The 21,956-nt window shown below is 70.4% G+C and carries 19 protein-coding genes; 5 read left to right on the forward strand and 14 right to left on the reverse strand.

What is annotated here, in order from left to right; genetic code table 11:
* Positions 1 to 3: 3 nt before the first annotated feature.
* From ACTRO_RS17730 to ACTRO_RS17755, 6 genes are all read right to left on the reverse strand, one after another.
* The gene (locus ACTRO_RS17730; RefSeq protein ID WP_034264382.1) at positions 4 to 1,239 is read right to left on the reverse strand and encodes a GNAT family N-acetyltransferase; all 1,236 of its coding nucleotides are present in this window, start codon (positions 1,237 to 1,239) and stop codon (positions 4 to 6) included.
* A gap of 41 nt (positions 1,240 to 1,280) precedes the next feature.
* Positions 1,281 to 2,432, reverse strand: coding sequence for an MFS transporter (locus tag ACTRO_RS17735; RefSeq protein WP_051450997.1), 1,152 nt, complete (start codon positions 2,430 to 2,432; stop codon positions 1,281 to 1,283).
* A gap of 29 nt (positions 2,433 to 2,461) precedes the next feature.
* On the reverse strand, positions 2,462 to 2,980 hold the full coding sequence (locus ACTRO_RS17740) for a GtrA family protein (protein ID WP_051450998.1): 519 nt from the start codon (positions 2,978 to 2,980) through the stop codon (positions 2,462 to 2,464).
* A gap of 98 nt (positions 2,981 to 3,078) precedes the next feature.
* Positions 3,079 to 4,866, reverse strand: a complete 1,788-nt coding sequence (aspS, locus tag ACTRO_RS17745; RefSeq protein ID WP_034264384.1) for an aspartate--tRNA ligase — start codon at positions 4,864 to 4,866, stop codon at positions 3,079 to 3,081.
* Complete coding sequence (gene hisS, locus ACTRO_RS17750; protein WP_034264386.1) at positions 4,863 to 6,125, reverse strand: histidine--tRNA ligase; 1,263 nt, start codon at positions 6,123 to 6,125, stop codon at positions 4,863 to 4,865. The genes aspS and hisS overlap by 4 nt, the downstream gene beginning before the upstream one ends.
* A gap of 34 nt (positions 6,126 to 6,159) precedes the next feature.
* Entirely contained in the window at positions 6,160 to 6,867 is a 708-nt protein-coding gene (locus ACTRO_RS17755; RefSeq protein ID WP_084316354.1) for an MBL fold metallo-hydrolase, read from the reverse strand.
* 227 nt (positions 6,868 to 7,094) lie between these two features.
* On the opposite strand from ACTRO_RS17755, the gene ACTRO_RS17760 reads away from it, so the two are divergent.
* From ACTRO_RS17760 to ACTRO_RS45845, 4 genes are all read left to right on the forward strand, one after another.
* Positions 7,095 to 7,958 (forward strand): peptidylprolyl isomerase, encoded by an 864-nt coding sequence (locus ACTRO_RS17760; RefSeq protein ID WP_034264391.1) that lies wholly within the window; start codon positions 7,095 to 7,097, stop codon positions 7,956 to 7,958.
* 340 nt (positions 7,959 to 8,298) lie between these two features.
* Positions 8,299 to 9,546 carry a DUF349 domain-containing protein gene (locus ACTRO_RS17765; protein ID WP_034275361.1) on the forward strand — a complete coding sequence of 416 codons (1,248 nt, stop codon included), beginning with the start codon at positions 8,299 to 8,301 and terminating at the stop codon, positions 9,544 to 9,546.
* Positions 9,547 to 9,806: 260 nt separating this feature from the next.
* Positions 9,807 to 10,262: an SRPBCC family protein gene (locus ACTRO_RS17770; RefSeq protein ID WP_034264395.1), complete on the forward strand. Its 456-nt coding sequence runs from the start codon at positions 9,807 to 9,809 to the stop codon at positions 10,260 to 10,262.
* Between the two features lie 233 nt (positions 10,263 to 10,495).
* Entirely contained in the window at positions 10,496 to 11,179 is a 684-nt protein-coding gene (locus ACTRO_RS45845) for an ArsR/SmtB family transcription factor (protein WP_084316355.1), read from the forward strand.
* A gap of 553 nt (positions 11,180 to 11,732) precedes the next feature.
* Here ACTRO_RS45845 and ACTRO_RS17780 read toward each other — a convergent pair.
* Positions 11,733 to 14,105 carry a RelA/SpoT family protein gene (locus ACTRO_RS17780; RefSeq protein ID WP_157436844.1) on the reverse strand — a complete coding sequence of 791 codons (2,373 nt, stop codon included), beginning with the start codon at positions 14,103 to 14,105 and terminating at the stop codon, positions 11,733 to 11,735.
* Positions 14,106 to 14,534: 429 nt separating this feature from the next.
* On the opposite strand from ACTRO_RS17780, the gene ACTRO_RS50365 reads away from it, so the two are divergent.
* Positions 14,535 to 14,657 carry a hypothetical protein gene (locus ACTRO_RS50365; RefSeq protein WP_281177873.1) on the forward strand — a complete coding sequence of 41 codons (123 nt, stop codon included), beginning with the start codon at positions 14,535 to 14,537 and terminating at the stop codon, positions 14,655 to 14,657.
* Here the strand turns inward: ACTRO_RS50365 and ACTRO_RS17785 are convergent.
* The 7 genes from ACTRO_RS17785 to ruvC form a co-directional block, all read right to left on the reverse strand.
* Positions 14,654 to 15,214 (reverse strand): adenine phosphoribosyltransferase, encoded by a 561-nt coding sequence (locus tag ACTRO_RS17785; RefSeq protein ID WP_034264400.1) that lies wholly within the window; start codon positions 15,212 to 15,214, stop codon positions 14,654 to 14,656. The genes ACTRO_RS50365 and ACTRO_RS17785 overlap by 4 nt on opposite strands.
* A gap of 368 nt (positions 15,215 to 15,582) precedes the next feature.
* Complete coding sequence (gene secF, locus ACTRO_RS17790) at positions 15,583 to 16,761, reverse strand: protein translocase subunit SecF (protein ID WP_034264403.1); 1,179 nt, start codon at positions 16,759 to 16,761, stop codon at positions 15,583 to 15,585.
* On the reverse strand, positions 16,761 to 18,698 hold the full coding sequence (gene secD / locus ACTRO_RS17795) for a protein translocase subunit SecD (RefSeq protein WP_051450999.1): 1,938 nt from the start codon (positions 18,696 to 18,698) through the stop codon (positions 16,761 to 16,763). The genes secF and secD overlap by 1 nt, the downstream gene beginning before the upstream one ends.
* A gap of 181 nt (positions 18,699 to 18,879) precedes the next feature.
* Complete coding sequence (yajC, locus tag ACTRO_RS43510) at positions 18,880 to 19,377, reverse strand: preprotein translocase subunit YajC (RefSeq protein WP_157436314.1); 498 nt, start codon at positions 19,375 to 19,377, stop codon at positions 18,880 to 18,882.
* A gap of 282 nt (positions 19,378 to 19,659) precedes the next feature.
* Positions 19,660 to 20,709: a Holliday junction branch migration DNA helicase RuvB gene (gene ruvB / locus ACTRO_RS17805; RefSeq protein ID WP_034264406.1), complete on the reverse strand. Its 1,050-nt coding sequence runs from the start codon at positions 20,707 to 20,709 to the stop codon at positions 19,660 to 19,662.
* A gap of 12 nt (positions 20,710 to 20,721) precedes the next feature.
* Positions 20,722 to 21,345: a Holliday junction branch migration protein RuvA gene (gene ruvA / locus ACTRO_RS17810; protein ID WP_034264408.1), complete on the reverse strand. Its 624-nt coding sequence runs from the start codon at positions 21,343 to 21,345 to the stop codon at positions 20,722 to 20,724.
* 7 nt (positions 21,346 to 21,352) lie between these two features.
* Positions 21,353 to 21,934, reverse strand: coding sequence for a crossover junction endodeoxyribonuclease RuvC (gene ruvC / locus ACTRO_RS17815; protein WP_034264410.1), 582 nt, complete (start codon positions 21,932 to 21,934; stop codon positions 21,353 to 21,355).
* Positions 21,935 to 21,956 lie beyond the last annotated feature (22 nt).

The following is a 21,956-nucleotide window of genomic DNA, read 5'->3' on the forward strand; positions in this document are numbered from 1 at the left end:
GTCTCAGAAGATCATCGGACTATGCGGGGCCAGTGAAGTCGAGAACATTGTGGTCAACCGATCGGCCGCCCCAGGCGTGTACTCCTCGACAAGCTCGAGGGCGCGATAGCGGCTCGGGCTGTAACCGCCCAGACTGATGGAGCCGAGCACGTCCACAGGCAGCGCCAGATCCGGCGCGTCCTGGCACGGGACGCACTCACCGCTGCCGTCCGCGCCGCTCTCGATCGCGTAGTCGCCCCGCGCGAAACCGCTCTTGTCCTCGATCCGCAGCACGAGGCGATCCGCCTTCGCGTACGTGCGCGCGGAGAGGTACGCGGCCGGGTCGAGCACGCGCAGCCACAGGAAGTCCCAGGCATCGCCGGCCACCGCCATCCGTCGGTCGACGAGCAGGTCACGCCAGAGCGGATCGAAGCGGTCCTGGTCGGGGCCGACGACTTCGGTGACCCAGTCGTGGTCGGTCAGGAACTTCCACAGCCGCGCCTCGTAGAGCGGGTTCAGCGCGACCAGATTGGAGGCTTGGATCGAGTTGTTCGGGCGCTGATTGGTCCAGCGCTCGGTGAAGCGGTACTCGACGTAGCCGACGACTTGGCCTGCCTCGTCCCGGCACAGCGCGTGCAGCTTGTCCTTGGGCGGCGGGGAGCCCTCGGGCCGGTCATGTCCGGTGTCCCGGGCCCAGCGCCAACGCTCGCGGGTGACGGCACCCGGCAGGCCGGCCCGGACGCGGTCGTAGAGCGCCGGGGCCTCGGCCAGTGCGGTGTCCGCGTCCACCAGCTCCATCCGGCCCGGGAGGTCACGGCGGAAGCGGAGATTCCGGGCGTCCACGGTCCACTGTGCCGCCTCGGTGGCCGGTCCGAAGCCGAAGCGGCCGTAGATCGGGTACTCCGCGGCGACGAGACCGGCTACCGCGTCGCCGCGCTCCTTCGCCTCGGTCAGCCCGGCCGCCATCATCCGGCTCAGCACGCCCTGGCGCCGGTGGGTGGGTGCCACGGTGACGGCGCTGATGCCGTCGAGGGAGATTCGGCGCAGGCCGGGCATGGTCAGTTCCATCGGCAGGCTGACGAGCGTGCCCACGATGTCGTCGCCGTCGAAGGCGGACCAGGTCCGTCCCAGATCGGGATAGCGCGGTCGCCGGCGGCGCCCGTCCCCCCGGTTGTACGGGGCTTGGAATCCCACGTCGATGGCATCGCACCAGCGGTCGAACTCGTCTTCGGTGCGAACATTGCGTACTTCGATGGGCATGGCCCGACCCTAAGCGGCGTCCGTCAACTGGGCCAATCGAATTACGCCCGCTGACGGAGCGCGAACGCGCCGACGGCCATTCCGCAGCCGAGCACGGCGACCACGCCGAAAGCGAAGGAGAGGGAGACGGCCGAGCCCAGCGCGCCGATCGAAGGACCGGCCAACAGGCCGGAGGTGTAGGTGATGGTCGCGATACCGGCCACGGAGGACTCGGTGTCCCCGCCTCGGCGTCCGGCGGCGGCGAAGGCGAGCGGGACCACCGTGGCTATGCCCAGGCCCAGCGCCGCGAAGCCGAGGATGCCGGTGGCCGGCTGGCGGGCCAGGACGATGATGACGGCTCCGAAGGCGGCGATCACGCCACCGACCCGCACCGTCCATACCGGCCCGTAGCGCCGGACTATTCGGTCCCCGAGCAGGCGCCCGATCGCCATCGTCGCGGCGAATCCGGTGACGCAGTACGCGCCGACGGCTGCGGAGGCATGCGCGACGCTGGTGAGATACACGGCCGACCAGTCCGAACCGGAACCCTCGGCGAAGACGGCGCAGAACCCGATGACCCCGATTCCCAGCACAGCCTTGGACGGCAGGGCGAAGCGCGGCGGACGGATCTGGTCCTCTTGGACGGCGTCCGCGGGCAGCATCGAGGTGGCGAAGAGCGTGATCACGGTCAGCGCCCCGGCGGTGACCAGGAACTCGGGCAGGGCGCTGATGTCGGCGCCCGCGCACAGCGCGCCGAGCAGACCGCCGATGATGCCGCCGACCGACCACATGCCGTGCAGCCCGGACATGATCGATTTCCCAGCGCGCTTCTCGATGCGCACAGCGTAACCGTTCATCACGACATCGGCGGCGCCCGCGCTGGCGCCGTAGCAGGCGAGCGCGACGGCGAGCAGGCCGACGTTCGGCATGAACCCGGGCAGGGCGAGGGCGGCGGTCCACAGCGCCAACAGCAGCCGCATCGCGCCGCGGGTGCCGAACCGGTGCACGACGCTGCCGGTGGCGGGCATGGCCACCAGCGCCCCGAGCGTGGGCGTGATCAGCACCGCGCCGAGCGAGCCGGGCGTGGCGTGCACATGGTGGGCAGTCCAGGGCAGTCGGCTGGCGAACGTGCCGGTCACCGTGCCGTGGATGGCGAACACCAGGCTGATGACGATGCGGTCGCGCCGGGTGTTCGGCTTCCCCTCCATGAGCATGGATCACAGCTTACCCGCGGCGACCTGGGCTAGACGAGAGAATCTGACCCCTGATACTCGTCGGCGGGGTCGACGACCGATGCCGGGCCCACCGCGTTCCCGGGCTCATCAGTACTGGTCACACCGGATTCCGGGAACACGTACATATGACAGGCCCAGAATCGAAACAGCGTGCCGAGAACCTGGCCCGCGCCCAGCTGCGCGATGTTCGCCGCCAGCCGGGAGTCGTCGCCCAGGACGTACTTGGTGAACCAGACGCACGAGACCGTGATCAGGAAGCCGCCCGCGGACACCAGCACGAACAAGCCGAACTCGGCACGGGTCTCCCGGCGCTCGCGCGCCCGGAAGGTCCAGAACCGGTTGCCGACGTAGGCGACCACGGTCGAGATGGAGACGGCTATCGCCGACGCAAGCACGGACGGGACCTGCCGATAGAGCAGGTTGAAGATTATCGCGTCACTGATATAGCCGACGGCGCCCACCACGCCGAACCCCAGCAACTCGCGCCACAACCGCCGCACCAAGCCCACCAACCAGGACACGTTCACGCCCTTTCGTCTTTGAAGGGATTCCACGCACAAGCCCCCGCCATGCCTGCCGCGTTGCGGCCGAGCATGGCGGGGGCAAGCTTGCCGTGTACGTGATCTTACTCGGCGGTGGACGTGGCGGTGCCGGACGCCTTGGGCTTGGGCACGAAGTCGACGCCGGCCTCCTTGCGCTGCTCCGGCGTGATGGGCGCGGGAGCCCCGGTCAGCGGGTCGCCGCCGGAGGCCGTCTTCGGGAACGCGATGACGTCGCGGATGGTGTCCGCGCCGGTGATCAGCGCGACCGTGCGGTCGAGGCCGAAGGCGATGCCGCCGTGCGGCGGCGGGCCGTAGTTGAACGCGTCGAGCAGGAAGCCGAACTTGGACTCGGCCTCCTCCTGGCTCAGGCCGATCGCCTTGAACGCGCGCTGCTGCACCTCGCGCTGGTGGATACGGATCGAGCCGCCGCCCAGTTCGGTACCGTTGAGCACCAGGTCGTAGGCGTTCGACAGCGCGCTGCCCGGGTCCTTCTCGAAGCTGTCGAGCCACTCCGGGGTGGGCGAGGTGAACGGGTGGTGCACCGCGTGCCAGCCGGCGAACTCGCCCTTGTCGTCCGTCAGCGGCTCGAACATCGGGAAGTCCACGACCCACAGGAACGCCCACTGCGACTCGTCGATCAGGCCGCCGCGACGGCCGATCTCGAGCCGGGCGGCACCGAGCAGCTCCTGCGAAGCGGTCTTCGGGCCGGCGGCGAAGAACACCGCGTCGCCCGGCTTCGCGCCTACGGCCTCGGCGAGGCCGGCCAGGTGCTCGGCGGAGAGGTTCTTGGCCACCGGGCCGCGCGCTTCGCCGCTCTCGGCGTCGAAGACCACGTAGGCCAGGCCCTTGGCGCCGCGCGCCTTGGCCCAGTCCTGCCAGCCGTCGAGCTCCTTGCGGGTCTGCGCGGCGCCGCCGGGCATCACCACGGCGCCGACGTACTCGGCCTGGAACACGCGGAACGCGGTGCCCTCGAAGTAGCCGGTCAGCTCCACGAGCTCCTGGCCGAAACGCACGTCCGGCTTGTCCGAGCCGTAGCGGGCCATCGCCTCGACGTAGGTCATCCGCGGCAGCGGCAGCGGGATCTCGACCCCGGCGATCTCGCTCCAGATCCGCTGGTAGATCCCCTCCGCCAGCGCCAGCACGTCCTCCTGCCCGACGAACGACATCTCGATGTCGAGCTGGGTGAACTCCGGCTGCCGGTCGGCGCGGAAGTCCTCGTCCCGGAAGCAGCGGGCGATCTGGTAGTACCGCTCCAGGCCTCCCACCATCAGCAGCTGCTTGAACAGCTGCGGCGACTGGGGCAGCGCGTACCAGGAACCGGGCTGCAGGCGCACCGGCACCAGGAAGTCGCGGGCGCCTTCCGGCGTGGCCCGGGTGAGGTAGGGCGTCTCGACGTCGAAGAACCCGTTCTCGTCCATCACGTCCCGGATCACCCGGGTGACCCGGGCCCGGGTGCGGATGTTCGCGGCCATGTCCTCGCGGCGCAGGTCCAGGTAGCGATAACGCAGCCGGACCTCCTCGTTGATGTTCGCGCTCTTGCGCTCATCGATCGGGAACGGCAGCGGCGCGGCCTCGGAGAGCACCTCCACGGTCTCGACCACGACCTCGACCTCGCCGGTGGCCAGGTCCGGGTTGGCGTTGCCCTCCGGGCGCGGCCGCACCTCGCCGGTCGCCGCGACGCAGTACTCGTTGCGCAGATCGTGCACCGACTCCATGTCGCGGACGACGACCTGCACGACGCCCGAGCCGTCGCGCAGGTCGAGGAAGGTCACGCCGCCGTGATCGCGGCGCCGGGCCACCCACCCGGCCAGGGTGACGGTAGTGCCAGCGTCGGCGGCCCTGAGGGTTCCCGCCTCGCGCGTGCGGATCACGACAGTCTCTCCTTGATCGTCGAAATGATCTGGTCCACGGCCACCGGGGTCTGTTCCCCGCTGACCAAGTCCTTGAGCTGGACAAGGTTATCGGCGAGGTCCCGCTCGCCCGCCACCAGGGCGTACCGCGCGCCGGAGCGGTCGGCCGCCTTCATCGCGCCCTTGAGCCCGCGCCCGCCGAAGACGGTGTCGGCGCTCACGCCCAGGCGGCGCAGGTCGCGCACCACGCCGAACAGCAGCCGGCGTGCCTCGTCGTTCATCGGCACGGCGAAGACCTCGACCCGGGACGGATTCTTCTCCAGCACGCCCTCGGCCTCCATGGCCAGCACGGTCCGGTCCACGCCGAGCGCCCAGCCGACCGACGGCAGCGACGGGCCGCCGAGCAGCTCCGACAACCCGTCATACCGTCCGCCGCCGCCCACCGCGGACTGCGAGCCGAGTCCGCCGTGCACGAACTCGAACGTGGTGCGGGTGTAGTAGTCCAGGCCGCGCACCAGCTTCGGGTCGTCCTCGAAGGCGACGCCCGCGTCCGTCAGCAGTTCGCGCACCTCGTTGTGGAAGGCTTTGCAGTCCTCGCACAGGTAGTCCACGATCATCGGCGCGCCGGTCAGCTGCGCCTGGACGTCAGGACGCTTGTCGTCCAGCACCCGCAGCGGGTTGATCTCGATCCGGGCCCTGGTCGCATCGTCGAGGTCGAGTCCGCGCAGGAACTCCTGCAGCGCGGCCCGGTACACCGGGCGGCAGACGGCGTCGCCGAGCGAGTTCAGCAGCAGCCTGACGTTGCTCAGCCCGAGCCCGCGGAAGGCGTCCACGGCCAGGATGATCAGCTCCGCATCCACCTGCGGGTCCTCGGAGCCGAGCGCCTCCGCGCCGACCTGCGAGAAGTGCCGGTACCGGCCCTTCTGCGGCTTCTCATAGCGGAAGTACGAGCCCGAATAGAAGAGCTTCACCGGCAGCTGGCCTGCCTTGTGCAGATTGGCTTCCAGCGCCGCCCGCAGTACCGAAGCCGTACCCTCCGGCCGCAGCGTCAGCGAATCGCCGCCCTGCGAAGTGAAGGTGTACATCTCCTTGTTGACGATGTCCGTGGACTCGCCCACACCCCGCTTGAACAGGCCCGTGTCTTCGAAAACCGGCGTCTCGATGTACCGGTAGCCGGCCAGGCGCACCGTGCGCGCCATCGCCTCGCGTACCGCGAGGAAGGCCGCCGAATCCGGCGGAAGCAGGTCGAAGGTGCCTTTCGGCGCCCGAAAGGTGGTCATGGCTCTACTCGATTCGTCTCAGGTCGACGGCTGGCTACAGGCCGGGACGGGCGGAATCGAAGCTCTTAAGTCCCCGCAGGAACGGATTCGACGCGCGTTCCCGGCCGATCGTGGTGCGGCCTCCGTGCCCCGGCAGGACGACGGTGTCGTCCGGACGCGGCAGCACGACGCGGGTCAGCGAGACGTTCATCTCCGCCGGGTCCCCGCCGGGCAGATCGCTGCGGCCGATGGAGCCGGCGAACAACAAGTCGCCGCTGAACATGACGTCCGGGTCCCCGGCGTCGTCCAGGCGCGGCAACGTGAAGGTCACCGACCCCTTGGTATGGCCTGGCGCGTGGTCGACGACGAGGTCGAAGCCGAGCACCGAGTCCAGCCCCAGCGCCACCCCGTCGGCCAGTTCGCGCACCTGGTCCGGCTCGGTGAACGTCACGTCCCCGACCATCGCAGCCAGCTGCGGCGAGACGCCCTTGAGCGGATCCGCCAGCATGAAGCGGTCGGCCGGATGAATGTAAGCAGGGATGTCGTGCGAGCCGCAGACCGGCGTCACCGACCACATGTGATCGAGGTGCCCGTGGGTCAGCACCACTGCCGCAGGCCGCAGCCGGTGCTCGCGCAGCAAGTCGGTGAGATCGCCGACAGCGTCTTGACCTGGGTCGACGACCACGCAGCGCTCCCCCGGCCCGGGCGCGACCACATAACAATTCGTGCCGAAGCTGCCTGCGGGGAACCCAGCGATAAGCACCGTGCGTCCTGATTTCTACCGGTATCGATTCGGGCGTGACGTCCTGGTCAGCCTACCGGCGTGGTGACGGGCTTAGCGAACCCATAACAATGGGCGCGCTGTCTTAAAGCGAAGAGCACTTCACACGTACACTGCGTGCGGGGCCGTCGGGCATGGGCGGTGGGCACCGGGGACGGGGCCAGCGCCGAACCAGGATCAGCGCGGATGCGACGAGGAGACTTACGGACGTGGCCAGCACGAAGGACCGCCAGCGAGCGCTGGAGCGAGCCCGCTACGAGCGGGTGCAGGGCAAGATTCAGCAGAAGCGGCGCGAGGCCCAGCGCAAGAGGCGCATCGCGATCGTGAGCACCGTCGCGGCCCTGGTCGTGGCGGGCGGTGTGGCCACCGGGTTCGCCTTCACCGGCAACAACCCGAACACGACGGCCAAGGCCGCCGCCACCGGCTCGGCCACCGGCGCCGCCTCTCCAGCGGCCAGCGCGAGCTCGACCGCCGCCGCCAACCCGATGAAGTACGAGGCCTCGGGCACGTCGTCAGTCAAGGGCATCACCGTGCCGACGTACGACGCGGCGACCGCGCAGAAGACCTACACGGTGACGCTGACGACGAACCGCGGCGACATCGTCATCAGCATGGACGGCAAGGCCGCGCCCTACACCGTGAACTCCTTCGTCTACCTGGCGCAGAAGGGCTACTACAACAACACGAAGTGCCACCGCCTGGTGTGGTCCACCGGCCTGTTCATGTTGCAGTGCGGCGACCCGACCGCCACTGGGTCGGGCGGCCCCGGCTACACGATTCCGGACGAGAACCTCGCCTCGCTCGGTGCAGCCGACTCCAGCGGCTCGGTGACCTACAAGGCCGGCACCGTGGCCATGGCCAACACGAGCCAGCCGCACACCGGCGGCAGCCAGTTCTTCCTGGTCGGCAAGGACTCGACGCTGTCCCCGACGTACACGCCGTTCGGCACGATCACCAAGGGCCTGGACCTGCTGCAGACCATCGGTGCCGCGGGCGCCGACTCCGAGAGCGACGGCAGCACCCCGCCGAAGGACGCGACCACCATTGAGAAGGTCACGATCCAAGCGAGCTGAGCGGTTTTCGCAGGATTCACCCTCCCGTCCGCCCCGCGTGCGCCTGTAGAGTGCCCGGTGCGGGCGGGAGTCCGTCCGTAGTGAACGTAGGAGGACTACCGTGTCCGACGGCGAGCAGCCCACCATCGCGACCAGCGCGGCAGACGAGAGCGGCGCGGGCGAGGTGAGCGCGGCGACCGAGGCGCCGCAGCACGGCGCCGGCGAGCCGACGCCTGTCGCGAACGAGACCGAGCCCGTCGCGGCTCCGTCCGCCGAAGCCGCGCCGACCGCTGAAGCCGCGCCGGCCGATGAGGCCACGCCGGCCGCTCCCGCGGTCGAGGCCGTGCCGTCCGCGCCGGCCGTGGAAGCCAAGAGCGCTTGGGGCCGGGTCGCGGCCGACGGCACCGTGTACGTACGCACGGCCGACGGCGGCGAGCGCGAGATCGGCAACTGGGCGGCCGGCAGCCCGGCCGAGGGCCTGGCGTTTTACCAGACGCGTTTCGACGGTCTGCGCACGAAGGTCGACCTGCTCGAGCGCCGGCTGCGCTCGGACCAGGGCGGCAAGGACGCGGCCGCCACGTTGGCGGAGCTGCGCGGCGCGATCACCGACGCGCACGCGATCGGCGACCTGGCCGCCCTGCTCAAGCGGCTGGACTCGCTCGAGCAGCTGGCCGAGCAGCGCCGCGCGGCCCGCAAGGAGGCCCGCGCGAAGGAACTGGTCGAGGCGGCCGAGCGCAAGGAGCGCATCGTCGCCGAGGCGGAGTCGCTGGCGGAGTCCGGCCAGTGGAAGTCCACCGGTGAGCGGCTGCGCGCCCTGGTCGAGGAGTGGAAGGCCGTCCCGCGGCTGGACCGCAAGGCCGACGACGAGCTGTGGAACCGCTTCGCCACCGCCCGTTCCGCCTTCGCCAAGCGCCGTAAGGCCCACTTCGCCGAGCTCGACGCCGAACGCGACGCGGCTCGCGGCCGCAAGGAGGAGCTGGTCGGGGAGGCCGAGGAGCTGGCCGGCCAGCCGATCGGCCAGCCGACCGACTGGGCCGAGATCGCCCAGGGCTTCCGCGACCTGATGGCGCGCTGGAAGAAGGCCGGGCACGCCCAGCGCGACGTCGAGGACAAGCTGTGGGTGCGCTTCAAGGCCGCCCAGGACGGCTTCTTCGCCGCCCGCAACGCCGACCTGGACAAGCGCGACGCCGGGTTCAAGGAGAACCTCACCCGCAAGGAGGAGCTCCTGGGCGAGGCCAAGGCCCTGCTGCCGGTGACGGACCTCAAGGCGGCCAAGTCGGCCCTGCGCACCATCCAGGAGCGCTGGGAAGAGGTCGGCCCCGTCCCGCGCGACGCGAAGTCGCGGGTGGAAGGCCAGCTGCGCGACGTCGAGCGGGCCGTGGCGGACGCGGAGCAGGCCGAGTGGCAGCGCACCAACCCCGAGGCACGGGCCCGCGCCGAAGCGACGGTGCGTCAGCTCGAGGCGTCCCTGGAGAAGTTCGAGGCGGAGCTGACCAAGGCGAAGGCCGCAGGCAACGCACGCAAGGCCGCCGACGCGGAGGCAGCCATCAGCGCGCGCCGCGAATGGCTCGAGCAGGCTCAGTCCGCGCTCGCGGAGTTCACGCGGTAGGACAGGCTAGGCAGTAGGTCGGGTGAAGCAGTAGATCACTCGATCGAGCGACCCACCCGGGCGCGCGAGCACGAGCTCCCAGGTCCAAGGGCCGTTCCCAGCTTTGCTGGGAGCGGCCCTTTCGCATGGGCCGATGCGGCGACACGCCGATGCGCAAGTACAGAGTTGCATATCTGTACCCCATGTGCAACTCTGTACTTGCGTTTGAATCGGCTGGCACAAGAGCTTGGCCGACGGAGGAGCGAGGAGGTCGGAGCAGAATGCAGCAGGATGCGATCGAGCAGGAGATCAGCATCAACGCGGACCTGGAGCTGGTCTGGGAGTTGGTGAGCGTCCCCGGCTGGTGGGTGCCATCCGACGCACCGGTGCCGGTGGACCGCACGGCGGGCAGTCACACGGTGCGGACGTCGGAGAAGTGGGGCAGCTTCCCGGTCGAGGTGGTCGAGCTCACCCCGCGGATCTACGCGGCCTTCCGGTGGGCGAGCCAGTTCCCGAACGAAGAGCTGGGCGACGGACGGACGACGCTCGTCGAGTTCTTCATCAGCGAGGCACAGGATGCTGTGACGGTCCGGGTCCGCGAGAGCGGCTTCGCGGCACTGGACGCGAGTGAGGAGGTGAAGCAGTCGGGGATCAAGGAGAACACGAAGGGGTGGCGCGAGGAGCTGGGTGCGCTCCGCAAAAGCGCTGAGAACCGGTCGGGCGGTTCGGGAGAATAGAGGCGGGTGCGGGTGCGGGTGCGGGCGGGCGCGAGTGCGGGCGCGGGCGCGGGCGGTGCAGGGACAAGCACGGGCGCGGGCAGGCGTCGGTGCAGCAGAACGGGCGACGGGATGAAGGACGGCGCGGCGTTGAGAACAGGAGGCCGGATGGCTGACGGAGCCAACGACAGGGCGGTAAGAGATATGGCGGACACGGCATCGGACAGGTTGGCGGAAGGGGCGGCTGCAGCCTGATGGCGCCAGGCAGACACAACGAAGAGGTAGACCAGGCAACGGCCGACCGGCAGTCGCAGCAGACGAAGACGGCCGGCCCAGGTTGGCACGGTGGTCGAGAACGAGAGGAGGAGCAACGAAAGCAGCCTGCGCAAGACAAGGGCCCGGAGCGCGCCGGGAACAGCGAACGGAGCGAGCCGGGCGGTTCTGGCAAGGGGAATGCGCGCACGCGGCATGACGAGCCGTCTCGGCAGGGCTGGCATGGCGAGCGAGCTGTCTCAGGCGAATCCGCCGAGCCGGGGAAACCCGGTCAGGCGGACGCGACAGATGAGGCGCACGCGATCGGGGCGGACGCGGCAGACGCGGCAGACGCGGCAGACCAGAGCGTAGATCTGGTCTTCACCGCCCTGGCCGACTCGACACGTCGTCAGGTGCTGCAGGCTCTCGCGCAGGGCCGACCGTTGAGCGCGTCAGCTCTGGCGGCCGACCTGCCGGTGAGTCGGCAGGCTGTGGCGCAGCACCTTCTCGTGCTGCAGCAGGCTGGGTTGGTCGAGAGTCGGCGCGCCGGCCGCGAGGTGCTGTTCAACGTGTGCCCGGACGGGCTTACGCGGACGGCATCGTGGATGACCACGCTTGCAGAAACGTGGTCCGAGCGGCTGCACCTGCTCAAGCGGATCGCGGAGTCGGCAGGTGGGGAGGGCTAGGCGAGTCAGCGACTAAGCGGTCCCGACGCTCTTGCCGGGCGCTAGGCGGGACGGGCTGAGGCTCTGCCGGGAACCTCGGCGGAGCCTCAGGGAAGCCTCGCGGCGCGGGAGCGGGGTGGGCGACGAGGCGGCGAGGCGGCGAGGCGACGGCCGGACGCGGGTCAGCAACGGTGAAGGCCGGGCTGCGACCGGCGTAGCAAATGGCGGCCGGAAAGCCGGGCTTGCGACCGCCGCAGTCAGTCCGCGGCCGGGAAAGCAGAGCCCACCGACCGAAAGCGCATCAGCAGCCGGAAAAGCCCGGCCCGCGACGAGGCGACGGTCGGGCAGATCGGCAGGTCGACGGGCCGGCAGATCCACGGGTCGGCGGCGGGAAGACTGGTCCTCGGCCGGTGCGCCGCGACCGTAGCCGCAGCCCCGGCGGGCAGCGGCAGCGGCAGCGGCAGCGGCAGCGGCAGCGGCAGCGGCAGCGGCAGCGGCAGCGGCAGCGGGCGAGCCTAGCCCTCGGCCAGGCAAGCCTCACCTGCAGCTGGACAGCCCCGCCACTGACTGTCCGTCACACGCGGTAGACGTCGTACACGCCTTCGATGCCGCGCACGGCCTTGAGCACGTGGCCGAGGTGCTTCGGGTCGCCCATCTCGAACGTGAACCGGCTCGTCGCGACCCGGTCGCGGGAGGTGTTCACCGTGGCGGCCAGGATGTTGACGTGCTGGTCGGACAGGACCCTCGTCACGTCCGAGAGGAGCCTGGACCGGTCCAGCGCCTCTATCTGGATCGAGACCAGGAAGACCGAGGACGCGGTCGGCGCCCATTCGACCTCGACGATGCGCTGGGGCTGTGCCTTCAGCTGCTCGATGTTCGTGCAGTCGGCGCGGTGGACCGAGACGCCGTTGCCGCGGGTGACGAAGCCCATGATGCTGTCGCCGGGGACGGGGGTGCAGCAGCGCGACAGCTTGACCCAGACGTCGTCGACGCCCTTGACCAGCACGCCCGGGTCGCCGCCGGAGCGCTTGCGCTCGCGGCGCTCGCCGGGGAGCGTCGGCAGGGTCGACTCCGCCAGGTCCTCTTCGGCGCCTTCTTCGCCGCCGAGGGTCTGGAGCAGGCGCTGCACGATGGACTGGGCCGACACGTGGTTCTCGCCGACGGCCGCGTAGAGCGCGGAGATGTCCGCGTAGTGCAGGTCCAGCGCGATCGAGGACAGCGCCTCGCTGGAGAGCAGGCGCTGCATCGGCAGGCCCTGCTTGCGAATCGCCTTGGCGATCTGCTCGCGGCCCTGCTCGATGGCCTCTTCGCGGCGCTCCTTGGTGAAGTGCGCGCGGATCTTGTTCCGGGCACGCGGGGAGGCGACGAAGCCGAGCCAGTCGCGGCTCGGGCCGGCGGTGGGGGCCTTCGAGGTGAAGATCTCCACCACGTCGCCGTTGTCCAGCTTGGACTCCAGCGGCACCAGGCGGCCGTTCACGCGCGCGCCGATGCAGTGGTGGCCCACTTCGGTGTGCACGGCGTACGCGAAGTCCACCGGGGTCGAGCCGGAGGGCAGCGGCACCACGTCGCCCTTCGGGGTGAACACGTACACCTCGGAGGCGCTCAGGTCGAAGCGCAGGGCATCGAGGAACTCGCCCGGGTCGGCTGTCTCGCGCTGCCAGTCGAGCAGCTGCCGCAGCCAGGCCATGTCGCCGGGGCCGGTGTCCGGGGACTTGTCGCCGGAGTTGCCGGAGCGGGCGTCCTCCTTGTACTTCCAGTGCGCCGCTACGCCGTACTCCGCCCGACGGTGCATCGCGTGCGTACGGATCTGCAGCTCGACCGGCTTGCCCTCGGGCCCTATCACCGTCGTGTGCAGCGACTGGTACATGTTGAACTTGGGCATCGCGATGTAGTCCTTGAACCGGCCGGGGACCGGATTCCATCGCGCGTGGATCGTGCCGAGCGCCGCGTAGCAGTCGCGCACGGACTCGACCAGGACTCTGATGCCGACCAGGTCGTAGATGTCTGCGAAGTCGCGGCCGCGGACGATCATCTTCTGGTAGACGCTGTAGTAGTGCTTCGGCCGGCCAGTCACCGTGGCCTTGATCCGGGCCCCGTGCAGGTCGCCCTGGACGATGTCGGTGACCTGGGCCAGGAACTCCTCGCGCTTGGGCGCGCGCTCGGCCACGAGGTGCACGATCTCGTCGTACATCTTGGGATACAGGATCGCGAAGGCGAGGTCCTCGAGCTCCCACTTGATCGTGTTCATGCCCAGCCGGTGCGCCAGCGGGGCGTAGATCTCAAGGGTCTCGCGGGACTTCTGCTCCTGCTTCTCCCGCTTCATGTAGCGCATGGTGCGCATGTTGTGCAGCCGGTCGGCCAGCTTGATCACCAGGACTCTGATGTCCCGGGCCATGGCCACGACCATCTTGCGCACGGTCTCAGCCTGCGCGGCCTCGCCCAGCTTGACCTTGTCCAGCTTGGTCACGCCGTCGACCAGCAGGGCGACGGTGTCGCCGAAGTCGCGCCGGAGCATGTCCAGGCTGTAGTCGGTGTCCTCGACGGTGTCGTGCAGGAGGCCGGCGCAGAGCGTCGGCACGTCCATGCCGAGCTCGGCCAGGATCGTCGTCACCGACAGGGGGTGGGTGATGTACGGGTCGCCGCTCTTGCGCCGCTGGCCGCGGTGGTAGCGCTCGGCCACCTGGTAGGCGTGCTCGAGCTGGCGCAGGTCTGCCTTGGGATCGGACGCGCGCACGATCCGGAACAGCGGCTCGAGCACCGGGTTCGGGCCACCCGCGCGGGCGCCGCCCAACCGGGCGAGCCGGGCACGTACGCGGCTGGAAGGCTGCGACGGAGATGGGGCCGGGACCGGCAGTGCGGGCAGGCGTGACGCAGGTGCCGAACGCTCCACGTTCGGCGCCGCCTCAGAGGTCTCCGGCGTAGTCGTCAAGCCACCGCCTCCAGTAATTCGACTGGGCGTAGTCCCTGTTCCATGGTATCGGTTGCTGCCCCCGTGAAGACAGCGGTTGATGAACAACCAAGTCTGACCTGCGGAGATACCGACCAAAAAGCTCCGTGGAGGGCGAAAAGAGGCAATCGCCGGGTGATGGTCGCCCGCTCCGGCGGTCAGACCCCACGACGAGCGCCACACCGCCGCTCAAACCGTCGCTCAGAGCCGCTCCCGCCACGTGGACAACGCCGCTGGGAGCGGGTTATTCCATTTTCGCTCCGAGCTGGGCGTTCTCGCCATAAATGGAACCGTACGCGGTGGCACGGGCCTCGGAAACGAGGGTTCCGCCACCGAGCACGCGGAGCGAACGGCCCACCACCGCGCAGACAGAGCGAGGGGACCGCCGCCATCGCGCACGCAGCGCGAGTGCCAGAGCGAGGCGGCGCCGTGCCGCTCAGGCGGCCGTCGCGGCAGCTGCTGCGCCCGGACGTCTGGTCGCGGCTGCTGCTCGGCTCCCGGCCGTCGCCGCGGGTGCTGGCCGCGGCAGCCGACCGCTCGTTCGCCCGCTAGACGCTGAGCAGGGTGAGCACCGGCAGCTTCGGGGATTCGGCGGCGAGGCGGGCCCGGCCGTTGAGGAAGCCGAGTTCGATCAGCACGGCGACGCCGACGGTCTCGGCGCCGCATTCGCCGATCGCCCGGAGCGAGGCGGCGGCGGTGCCGCCGGTGGCCAGCACGTCGTCGACGATGAGCACGCGGTCGCCCGGCTGGAAGGAGTCGCGGTGGATCTCCAGCACGGCTTCGCCGTACTCCAGCTGGTAGGTCACGGCGAAGACCTCGCCGGGCAGTTTCCCGGCCTTGCGCACCGGCACGAAGCCGAAGCCGCCTTCGACGGCCACGGGGGCGGCGAGGATGAAGCCGCGAGCCTCCAGGCCCACCACCTTGGTCGCGCCGAGCTCGGTCGCGATCCGCACGAACTCGGCCGTCATCGCGCCGAATGCGGCGGGGTCGGCGAGCAGCGGGGTGATGTCCTTGAAGACGATGCCGGGCTTCGGGTAATCCACTACGTCACGGATACGGGACGTCAGGAGCGCGGAGAGGTCGGCCGCCTCGGCCGTCGGCTGGGTCACCTCAGCAATCTACCAATGCGGCCCATCCCGAGGCGCCCCCGGTCCGGTGAATAGGGGGCGCAATGAGAGTGCGCGGGCGTCGGGAAGGACGACGGGCGCGCCCGGCCGAGGAGGCGGCACGGGGCGGCACAGCCGCGGAATCCAGAGCCGCGGAGCCCAGGGCAGCAGAGCGGCAGGGCGACGGCGTGGTGGCAGCAGAGACAGCGGGCGGGCAGCGGCAAGCGCGACACCGCCCGAGGGCGCGGACGGCACGGAGCGCGCAACGGCCCGGAAAAGCCCGTCGCCCCCGGTTCCTGGGCTTCCAGGAACCGGGGGCGACGGGCTACCGCTGTAGAGCTTCGCCTGCTCGCAGGTTCAGCGCTCCGGCGTCAGCGCTTCTTCTTGTTGCGCTGGGGCTGGCTGCGCTGGTTGCCGCGTGGCTGGACGACGCGCGAGCTCGCGCTCTGGCCGGGGGCGCTTATCACGATCGACGGCGCGGCGCCGACCACGACCGAGCCGGACCGGGACGGCGCGGCATCCTCGGGGGTCTTGGCGTCCGCCGCGGCGGCCTTGGCGGCCTCCTTCTGCGCCCGGTTGGCGATGCGGGCCTCGTGCGCCCGGACCGCCGGGTTGTGCTGCTTCATCCACACCAGCAGCGGGGCGGCGAGCAGGATCGAGGAGACCGTACCGGCGGCGATACCGACGAACAGCGCGAGCGCGATGTCCTGGAGCACCGTGGCCTGGGACAGGATGCCGCCGACCATCAGCGCGACGACCGGGATGACCGCGATCAGCGAGGTGTTCATCGAACGCATCAGGGTCTGGTTGACGGCCAGGTTCGCCGCCTTCGCGTATCCCATCCGGTCCGTGTCCACGTACAGCCGGCGGTTCTCCTTGATCTTGTCGAACACCACGACCGCGTCGTAGATCGCGTAACCGAGGATCGTCAGGAAGCCGGTCACGGTGGCCGGGGAGACGGTCAGGCCCGACCACGCGTAGACGCCGCCGGTGATCACGACCACGTTCAGCAGCGAGACCAGCGCGGAGACGGCCATCTGCCACTCGAAGAAGAGCGCCAGATAGATCGTCACCGCGACGAGGAAGACGATCAGCGCCTCGATGGCGTCCTTGGACACCTCGTGGCCCCAGCTGGCGCCGACCTGCTGCACGGTGATCTTGTTCGGGTCGATCCCGGCCGCGCTGGCCAGGGCGTCCTTGAGCGTGTTCTCCGTGCCGCCCTGGATCGTCGGCGTGGTCACCTCGATCTGGCGGCCGGCGCCGCCGGTGGTGATGGTCTCCTCCTGGACCACCGGCGCGCTCACGCCGTGGGCGATGGCGACGGAGGTGGCCTGCGAGGTGGTGAGCGTCTGGCTCGGCACGGTGAGCACCGAGCCGCCGGTGAAGTCGACGCTGAAGTGCAGACCGCGCACACCCAGTCCGACCAGCGCGATCAGCAGGACGACGCCGAACGAGGCGAACCAGCGCTTGCGCCGGCCGATGACGTCGACCGTGGTCTCGCCGCTGTAGAGCCGGTTGCCGAGCGTGCTGAAGTTGTTCAGCCGGGACATCAGGCCTCCACGCTCTGCTGGTTGGATTCGTCCGAGTCCTGCGCCTCGGCCGCCTCGGCCTCCGCCAGCCGGCGGCGCTCGGCGATGGTCATCCGGCCGCGCGAGCCGGAACCGGACCGGTAGTTCTGCCGGGCCCGGCCCAGGCTCTCCGGGTCCAGGCCGGACCAGCGGTGGCCGTTGCCGAAGAAGTCGGTGCGGGAGAAGAGCGTGACCATCGGGACGGTGAACATGAAGATCACCACGAGGTCGATCACCGTGGACAGGCCCAGGGTGAACGCGAAGCCCTGCACCGAGCCGACCGTGAGCAGGTAGAGCACGACGGCGGCGATCAGGGTGACCATGTCGGACGCTATCACCGTGCGGCGGGCGCGCTGCCAGGCGTGGCGCACCGCGGAGCGCACCGATCTGCCCTCCCGCAGCTCGTCTCGCAACCGTTCGAAGAAGACGACGAACGAGTCCGCCGTGATACCGATGGCCACGATCAGACCGGCGACGCCGGGCAGCGAGAGCGTGAAGCCCATCAGCGGGCCGAACAGGCACGCCAGCGCGTAGGTCAGGGCCGCGGCGACGACGAGGCTGGAGATGGCCGCGACCGACAGACCGCGGTAGTACATGATGACGTACAGGAACACCAGCAACAGGCCGATGCCGCCGGCGATCAGACCGCCGTCGAGCTCGGAGCTGCCGAGGGTCGGGGAGACGATCGAGACCTGGCTCTGCTGGAAGTTCAGCGGGAGCGAGCCGTAGGCGAGCGTGGTGGCCAGCTGCTTGGCGGTGGACTGGGTGAACACCGAGCCGTTGATGGTCGCGGTGCCGCCGGTGATCGCGCCCTGCACGACCGGGGCGGACTGCACGACGCCGTCGAGCGTGATGGCGAACTGGCCGGTGCCGGACTGGCCGGTGGTGTCCTGCGTCTCCTGGTAGAGCTTGGTGGTCTCGGTGGCGAACTCGGACTTGCCCTTGGCGTCGAAGGACAGGTCGACTTCCCAGGCGCCGGTCGGGATGCCGCCGCTGCCGACGGTCTGGGTGGCGAGGGCGCTGGTGACGTCCTTGCCGTCGATGATCGACGGGCCGAGCAGGTACTTGTTCTTGTCGAGGCCGCAGGTGGCGAGGAAGTCGGTGGGCTTGACCGCGCCGACGTTCTTGACCATCGCGTTGTTCGAGCAGTTGAGCGCCTCGTACTGGCTGATGGCCTGCTCCTGCTGGGCCTGGGCCGCGGCGCTGGCCGAGGAGCTCGCGTCCGGGGTGGCGCTCGAGCTGGCCGCGGGGGACGCGCTCGAGCCGGCCGCGGACGAGGTGGAGGTGTCAGGCGAGGCGGAGGTGCTGGCCGCGTCGGCCTTGACCGTGCCGGACTCGGACTGGCTGGTGGCCTTCTCGCTGGCGGTGGAGCTCGCCGAGGCGGAGGCGCCGGCCTTGGCCGTGGCCCCGGTGGACGGGCTGGCCGTGCTGCTCGGGGCGGAGCTGCCGGTCGCGGTCGGGGTGGGGCTGGTGGTGGGTGTGGGCACACCCGCGCCTTCGGCGAGCACCTCGCGGAAGTACAGGTGGGCGGTCGCGCCGATGGAGTTGACGGTGTCCTGCGAGTACTGGCCGGGGATCTCGACGTCGATCGTGTCGGACCCCTCCTTGGTGACCGTCGCCTCGCTGACGCCGTAACCGTTGACGCGCTCCTGCATGATGCTCACGGCCTGGTCCATCTCGGAGGCCGCCGGAGTGGTCTTCTTGTCCGTCTCCGCGGTGAACACCGCGCTGGTGCCGCCGGCCAGGTCGATCGCGAGCCGCGGGTGCGTGGCGTGAACGCCGAGCATCGTCGCGTACAGGGCGATGAGCACCACAGCCAGGGCTGCCAGCGGTCGCCACGGCCGCTTGTCCGCCGCCCCCCTGGCCCGGGTGGAGAGCAGGCCGGAGTACTTCTTGCTCCTGGCCTTTTTCGCAGCCACGTTCCTTCTCCTCGGTAATTGACATGCGGACCGGGACGCCCGACGTCCCGTGGAGGGAAGCGCCGGGAGCCTTGGCCACGCTCACTGCCGGTGTGCCGCGTACGCCCGAGTCAGAGACGGCGCCGGGCTCGGGACGGTTCCCCCGGGCCGGGCGGCCGGTCCCCCCGGCGGGCGGGAGGCGTCAGCCGACCTTCTGCTGGTCCTTGGCGTCTTCGGGCTCGGACTCGGTCTCGGCGGTCGCGGTCTGCTCGGTCTGCTCGGCCTGCTCGGCCGCGAGGGCGTCCGCCTCCTCCGGGGTGAGTTCCTCGCCGTCGACCAGGGCGTCGGGATTGGCCGGCTGGACCACGCCGGCGATGGCCTGCTTGGTGAACTTGAGCTTCACCCCGGGAGTGGTCTCGATGACGACGTACTCGTCGGTCATCTCGGCGACCGCACCGACGAGGCCGCCGATGGTGCGCACCTCGGCTCCGGGGACGAGAGCGTGCTGCATGGCTTGGGCCTGGGCGGCCTGCTTCTTGCGGCCGCGGCTGGTCATGAACATGAAAGCCGCGCCGATGACGACGACGTAGATCAGAATCAGTTGCATGGTCGGCTGTTCTTCCGGGATCGTGCCGAGTCCTGCCCGGCGGGCGATCTGTTCGCGGAGGACCGGCACGCGGTGACGGGCACTCCAGGTCACGCGGAGTCTATGCGGTCATACTTGCCGAGACAATCAGGCTCACGTCGGGCGCCGTTCAGGTTCGCTGATCGTCGGCCCGGCTTCTCAGCCTCGGGCCGCCGGCGGATCCGGGCCCGCCGACGGCGGCCGGCCGGGGCCGGTACGCTTACCAGCGCCTGGAGATGCGCTTGAGCCGGGGTATGGACGAGGAGCGGGGGCGGGACGGTTGCGGGCGCCGGGGGATTCTTATGAACCGATCAGGTTCTTCACGGGAACTTCAGACGCCGAAGATTTCTTCTTCCTTCACTCCTGCTCGGCTCCGAAGAGCGAACCCTGGCCGGCGCCGGGCGCGGTGCGCGGCATCGGCAGGCCGAGGTGGCGCCACGCCGCGGCGGTGGCGATCCGGCCGCGCGGGGTGCGGGCGAGCAGGCCCTGGCGCACCAGGAACGGCTCGGCCACCTCTTCGACCGTGTCGGTCTCCTCGCCGATCGCGACCGCGAGCGTGGAGAGGCCGACCGGTCCGCCCTGGAACAGGTTGAGTAGCGCGCCGAGCACGGCGCGGTCCAGCCGGTCGAGGCCGCGCTCGTCCACCTCGTACACAGCGAGGGCCGCGCGGGCCGCCTCGACCGTGCCCCGGCCGTCCCCCTTGACCTCGGCGAAGTCGCGCACCCGGCGCAGCAGCCGGTTGGCGATACGCGGGGTGCCGCGGGAACGGGAGGCGATCTCGGCGGCGGCCTCGGCGTCGACGTCGAGGTCGAGCAGCCGGGCCGAGCGGTGCACCACCTGCTCGAGGTCGGCCGGCTCGTAGAACTCCATGTGCGCGGTGAAGCCGAAGCGGTCGCGCAGCGGAGCCGGGAGCAGGCCGGAGCGGGTGGTGGCGCCGACGAGGGTGAACGGCGGCAGTTCGAGCGGGATGGCGGTGGCGCCGGGGCCCTTGCCGACGATGACGTCGACCCGGAAGTCCTCCATGGCCATGTAGAGCATCTCTTCGGCCGGCCGGGACATCCGGTGGATCTCGTCCAGGAAGAGCACCTCGCCCTCGGCGAGCGAGGAGAGGATCGCGGCGAGGTCGCCGGCGTGCTGGATGGCCGGGCCTGAGGTGATCCGGATCGGCACGCCGAGCTCGTTGGCGATGATCATGGACAGGGTGGTCTTGCCGAGCCCGGGCGGACCGGCCAGCAGGATGTGGTCGGGGGTGGCGCCGCGGCCCTTGGCCCCGTGCAGCACCAGCTCGAGCTGCTGGCGCACCTTGTGCTGGCCGACGAAGTCGGCCAGGGTCTTCGGGCGCAGCGCGGCCTCGGCGGCGCGTTCCTCCTGGTCGGCGCCACCGTCCAGGATGCGGTTCTCCGGCATCGCTCTCCCCCTCTATCGCCGCATCGAGCGCAGCGCGGCGCGCAGCAGCACCGGCAGCTGCGGGCTCTCGCCGCGGGCCTCGGCCTCGGCCGCGAGCGGCTCCACCTCGGTCAGCGCGCCCTCCGCGTCCCGGGCGCTCCAGCCGAGGCCGGTGAGGGCCTCGAGCAGCTGGCCGCGCCAGGGGGTGACGCCCGGGGCCGCCTCGCCCTCGCGGCTGGCCGGAACCTTGCCGGTCGGATCGCCGAGCCGGCCCTTGAGTTCGATCAGAAGCTTCTGCGCCCCCTTGGGCCCGATGCCCGGCACGAGGGTGAGGGCTTTGAGGTCCTGGGTGGCGAAGATGGTGCGCAGGGTGTCCGGGCGGTGGGTGGCGAGCATGGCCATGGCCACCCGCGGGCCGACGCCGCTGGCGGTCTGCGCCACCTCGAACACCACCCGCTCGTCGTCCGTGCCGAAGCCGTAGAGGGTGAGGGAGTCCTCCCGCACCACCAGGCTGGTGTGCAGGCGCGCGGACTGACCGGCCGTCAGCTCGGCGAGGGTGTCCGGGTTGCAGTGCACCAGCAGGCCCACCCCGCCCACCAGGACGACCGCGCCGTCGGGGCCGAGCGAGACGACCTGGCCCTCCACAAAGCTGATCACTCGCGCCTCACCTGAATCCACTCCCGCGTTCGCGCCCGCGAACCCTGTGCAAGGGAACGCTACCGGAAGGCACCGACAGACCCCGCTTCTCCATGGCCTCGGCGATCCGGTCGGCCGCGCCGCCGCGCCAGACGTGGCAGATGGCCAGCGCCAGCGCGTCGGTGGCGTCCACCGGTTTGGGTGCCTCGCTGAGTTTGAGCACCCTGACGACCATCGCGGCGACCTGCTCCTTCTGCGCCCGCCCGTCACCGGTCACCGCGGCCTTGACCTCGCTGGGGGTGTGCAGGGCGACCGGCAGCCCGCGCCGCGCGGCCGCCACCATGGCCACACCGGCGGCCTGCGCCGTGCCCATGATGGTGCGCACGCCCTCCTGCGCGAACATCCGCTCCACCGCCACCGCGTCCGGCTGGTATTGCTCGAACCACTCGGCGATCTGGACGTCGACCGCGAGCAGCCGCTCGTGGATGGGGGCGCCGACCGGAGTGCGGATGACGCCAGCGGCGACCATCTTGAGCGGGGCGCCGAGGCGGCCGTCGACGAGGCCGATGCCCATCCGGGTCAGGCCTGGGTCCACTCCGAGCACGCGCATCCGCCCAATCTACCGGGCCGCG

This window comes from Actinospica robiniae DSM 44927, assembly GCF_000504285.1.
In the GTDB taxonomy this organism is placed as follows: domain Bacteria; phylum Actinomycetota; class Actinomycetes; order Streptomycetales; family Catenulisporaceae; genus Actinospica; species Actinospica robiniae.

Coding starts and splice junctions, on each gene's coding strand:
- ruvB (WP_034264406.1), bottom strand. CDS start 20,709: ATGCCGGAGAACCGCATCCTGGACGGTGGCGCCGACCAGGAGGAACGC.
- ACTRO_RS45845 (WP_084316355.1), top strand. CDS start 10,496: ATGGCGCCAGGCAGACACAACGAAGAGGTAGACCAGGCAACGGCCGAC.
- ACTRO_RS17770 (WP_034264395.1), top strand. CDS start 9,807: ATGCAGCAGGATGCGATCGAGCAGGAGATCAGCATCAACGCGGACCTG.
- ACTRO_RS17735 (WP_051450997.1), bottom strand. CDS start 2,432: ATGCTCATGGAGGGGAAGCCGAACACCCGGCGCGACCGCATCGTCATC.
- secF (WP_034264403.1), bottom strand. CDS start 16,761: ATGTCCCGGCTGAACAACTTCAGCACGCTCGGCAACCGGCTCTACAGC.
- hisS (WP_034264386.1), bottom strand. CDS start 6,125: ATGACCACCTTTCGGGCGCCGAAAGGCACCTTCGACCTGCTTCCGCCG.
- ACTRO_RS17730 (WP_034264382.1), bottom strand. CDS start 1,239: ATGCCCATCGAAGTACGCAATGTTCGCACCGAAGACGAGTTCGACCGC.
- ruvC (WP_034264410.1), bottom strand. CDS start 21,934: ATGCGCGTGCTCGGAGTGGACCCAGGCCTGACCCGGATGGGCATCGGC.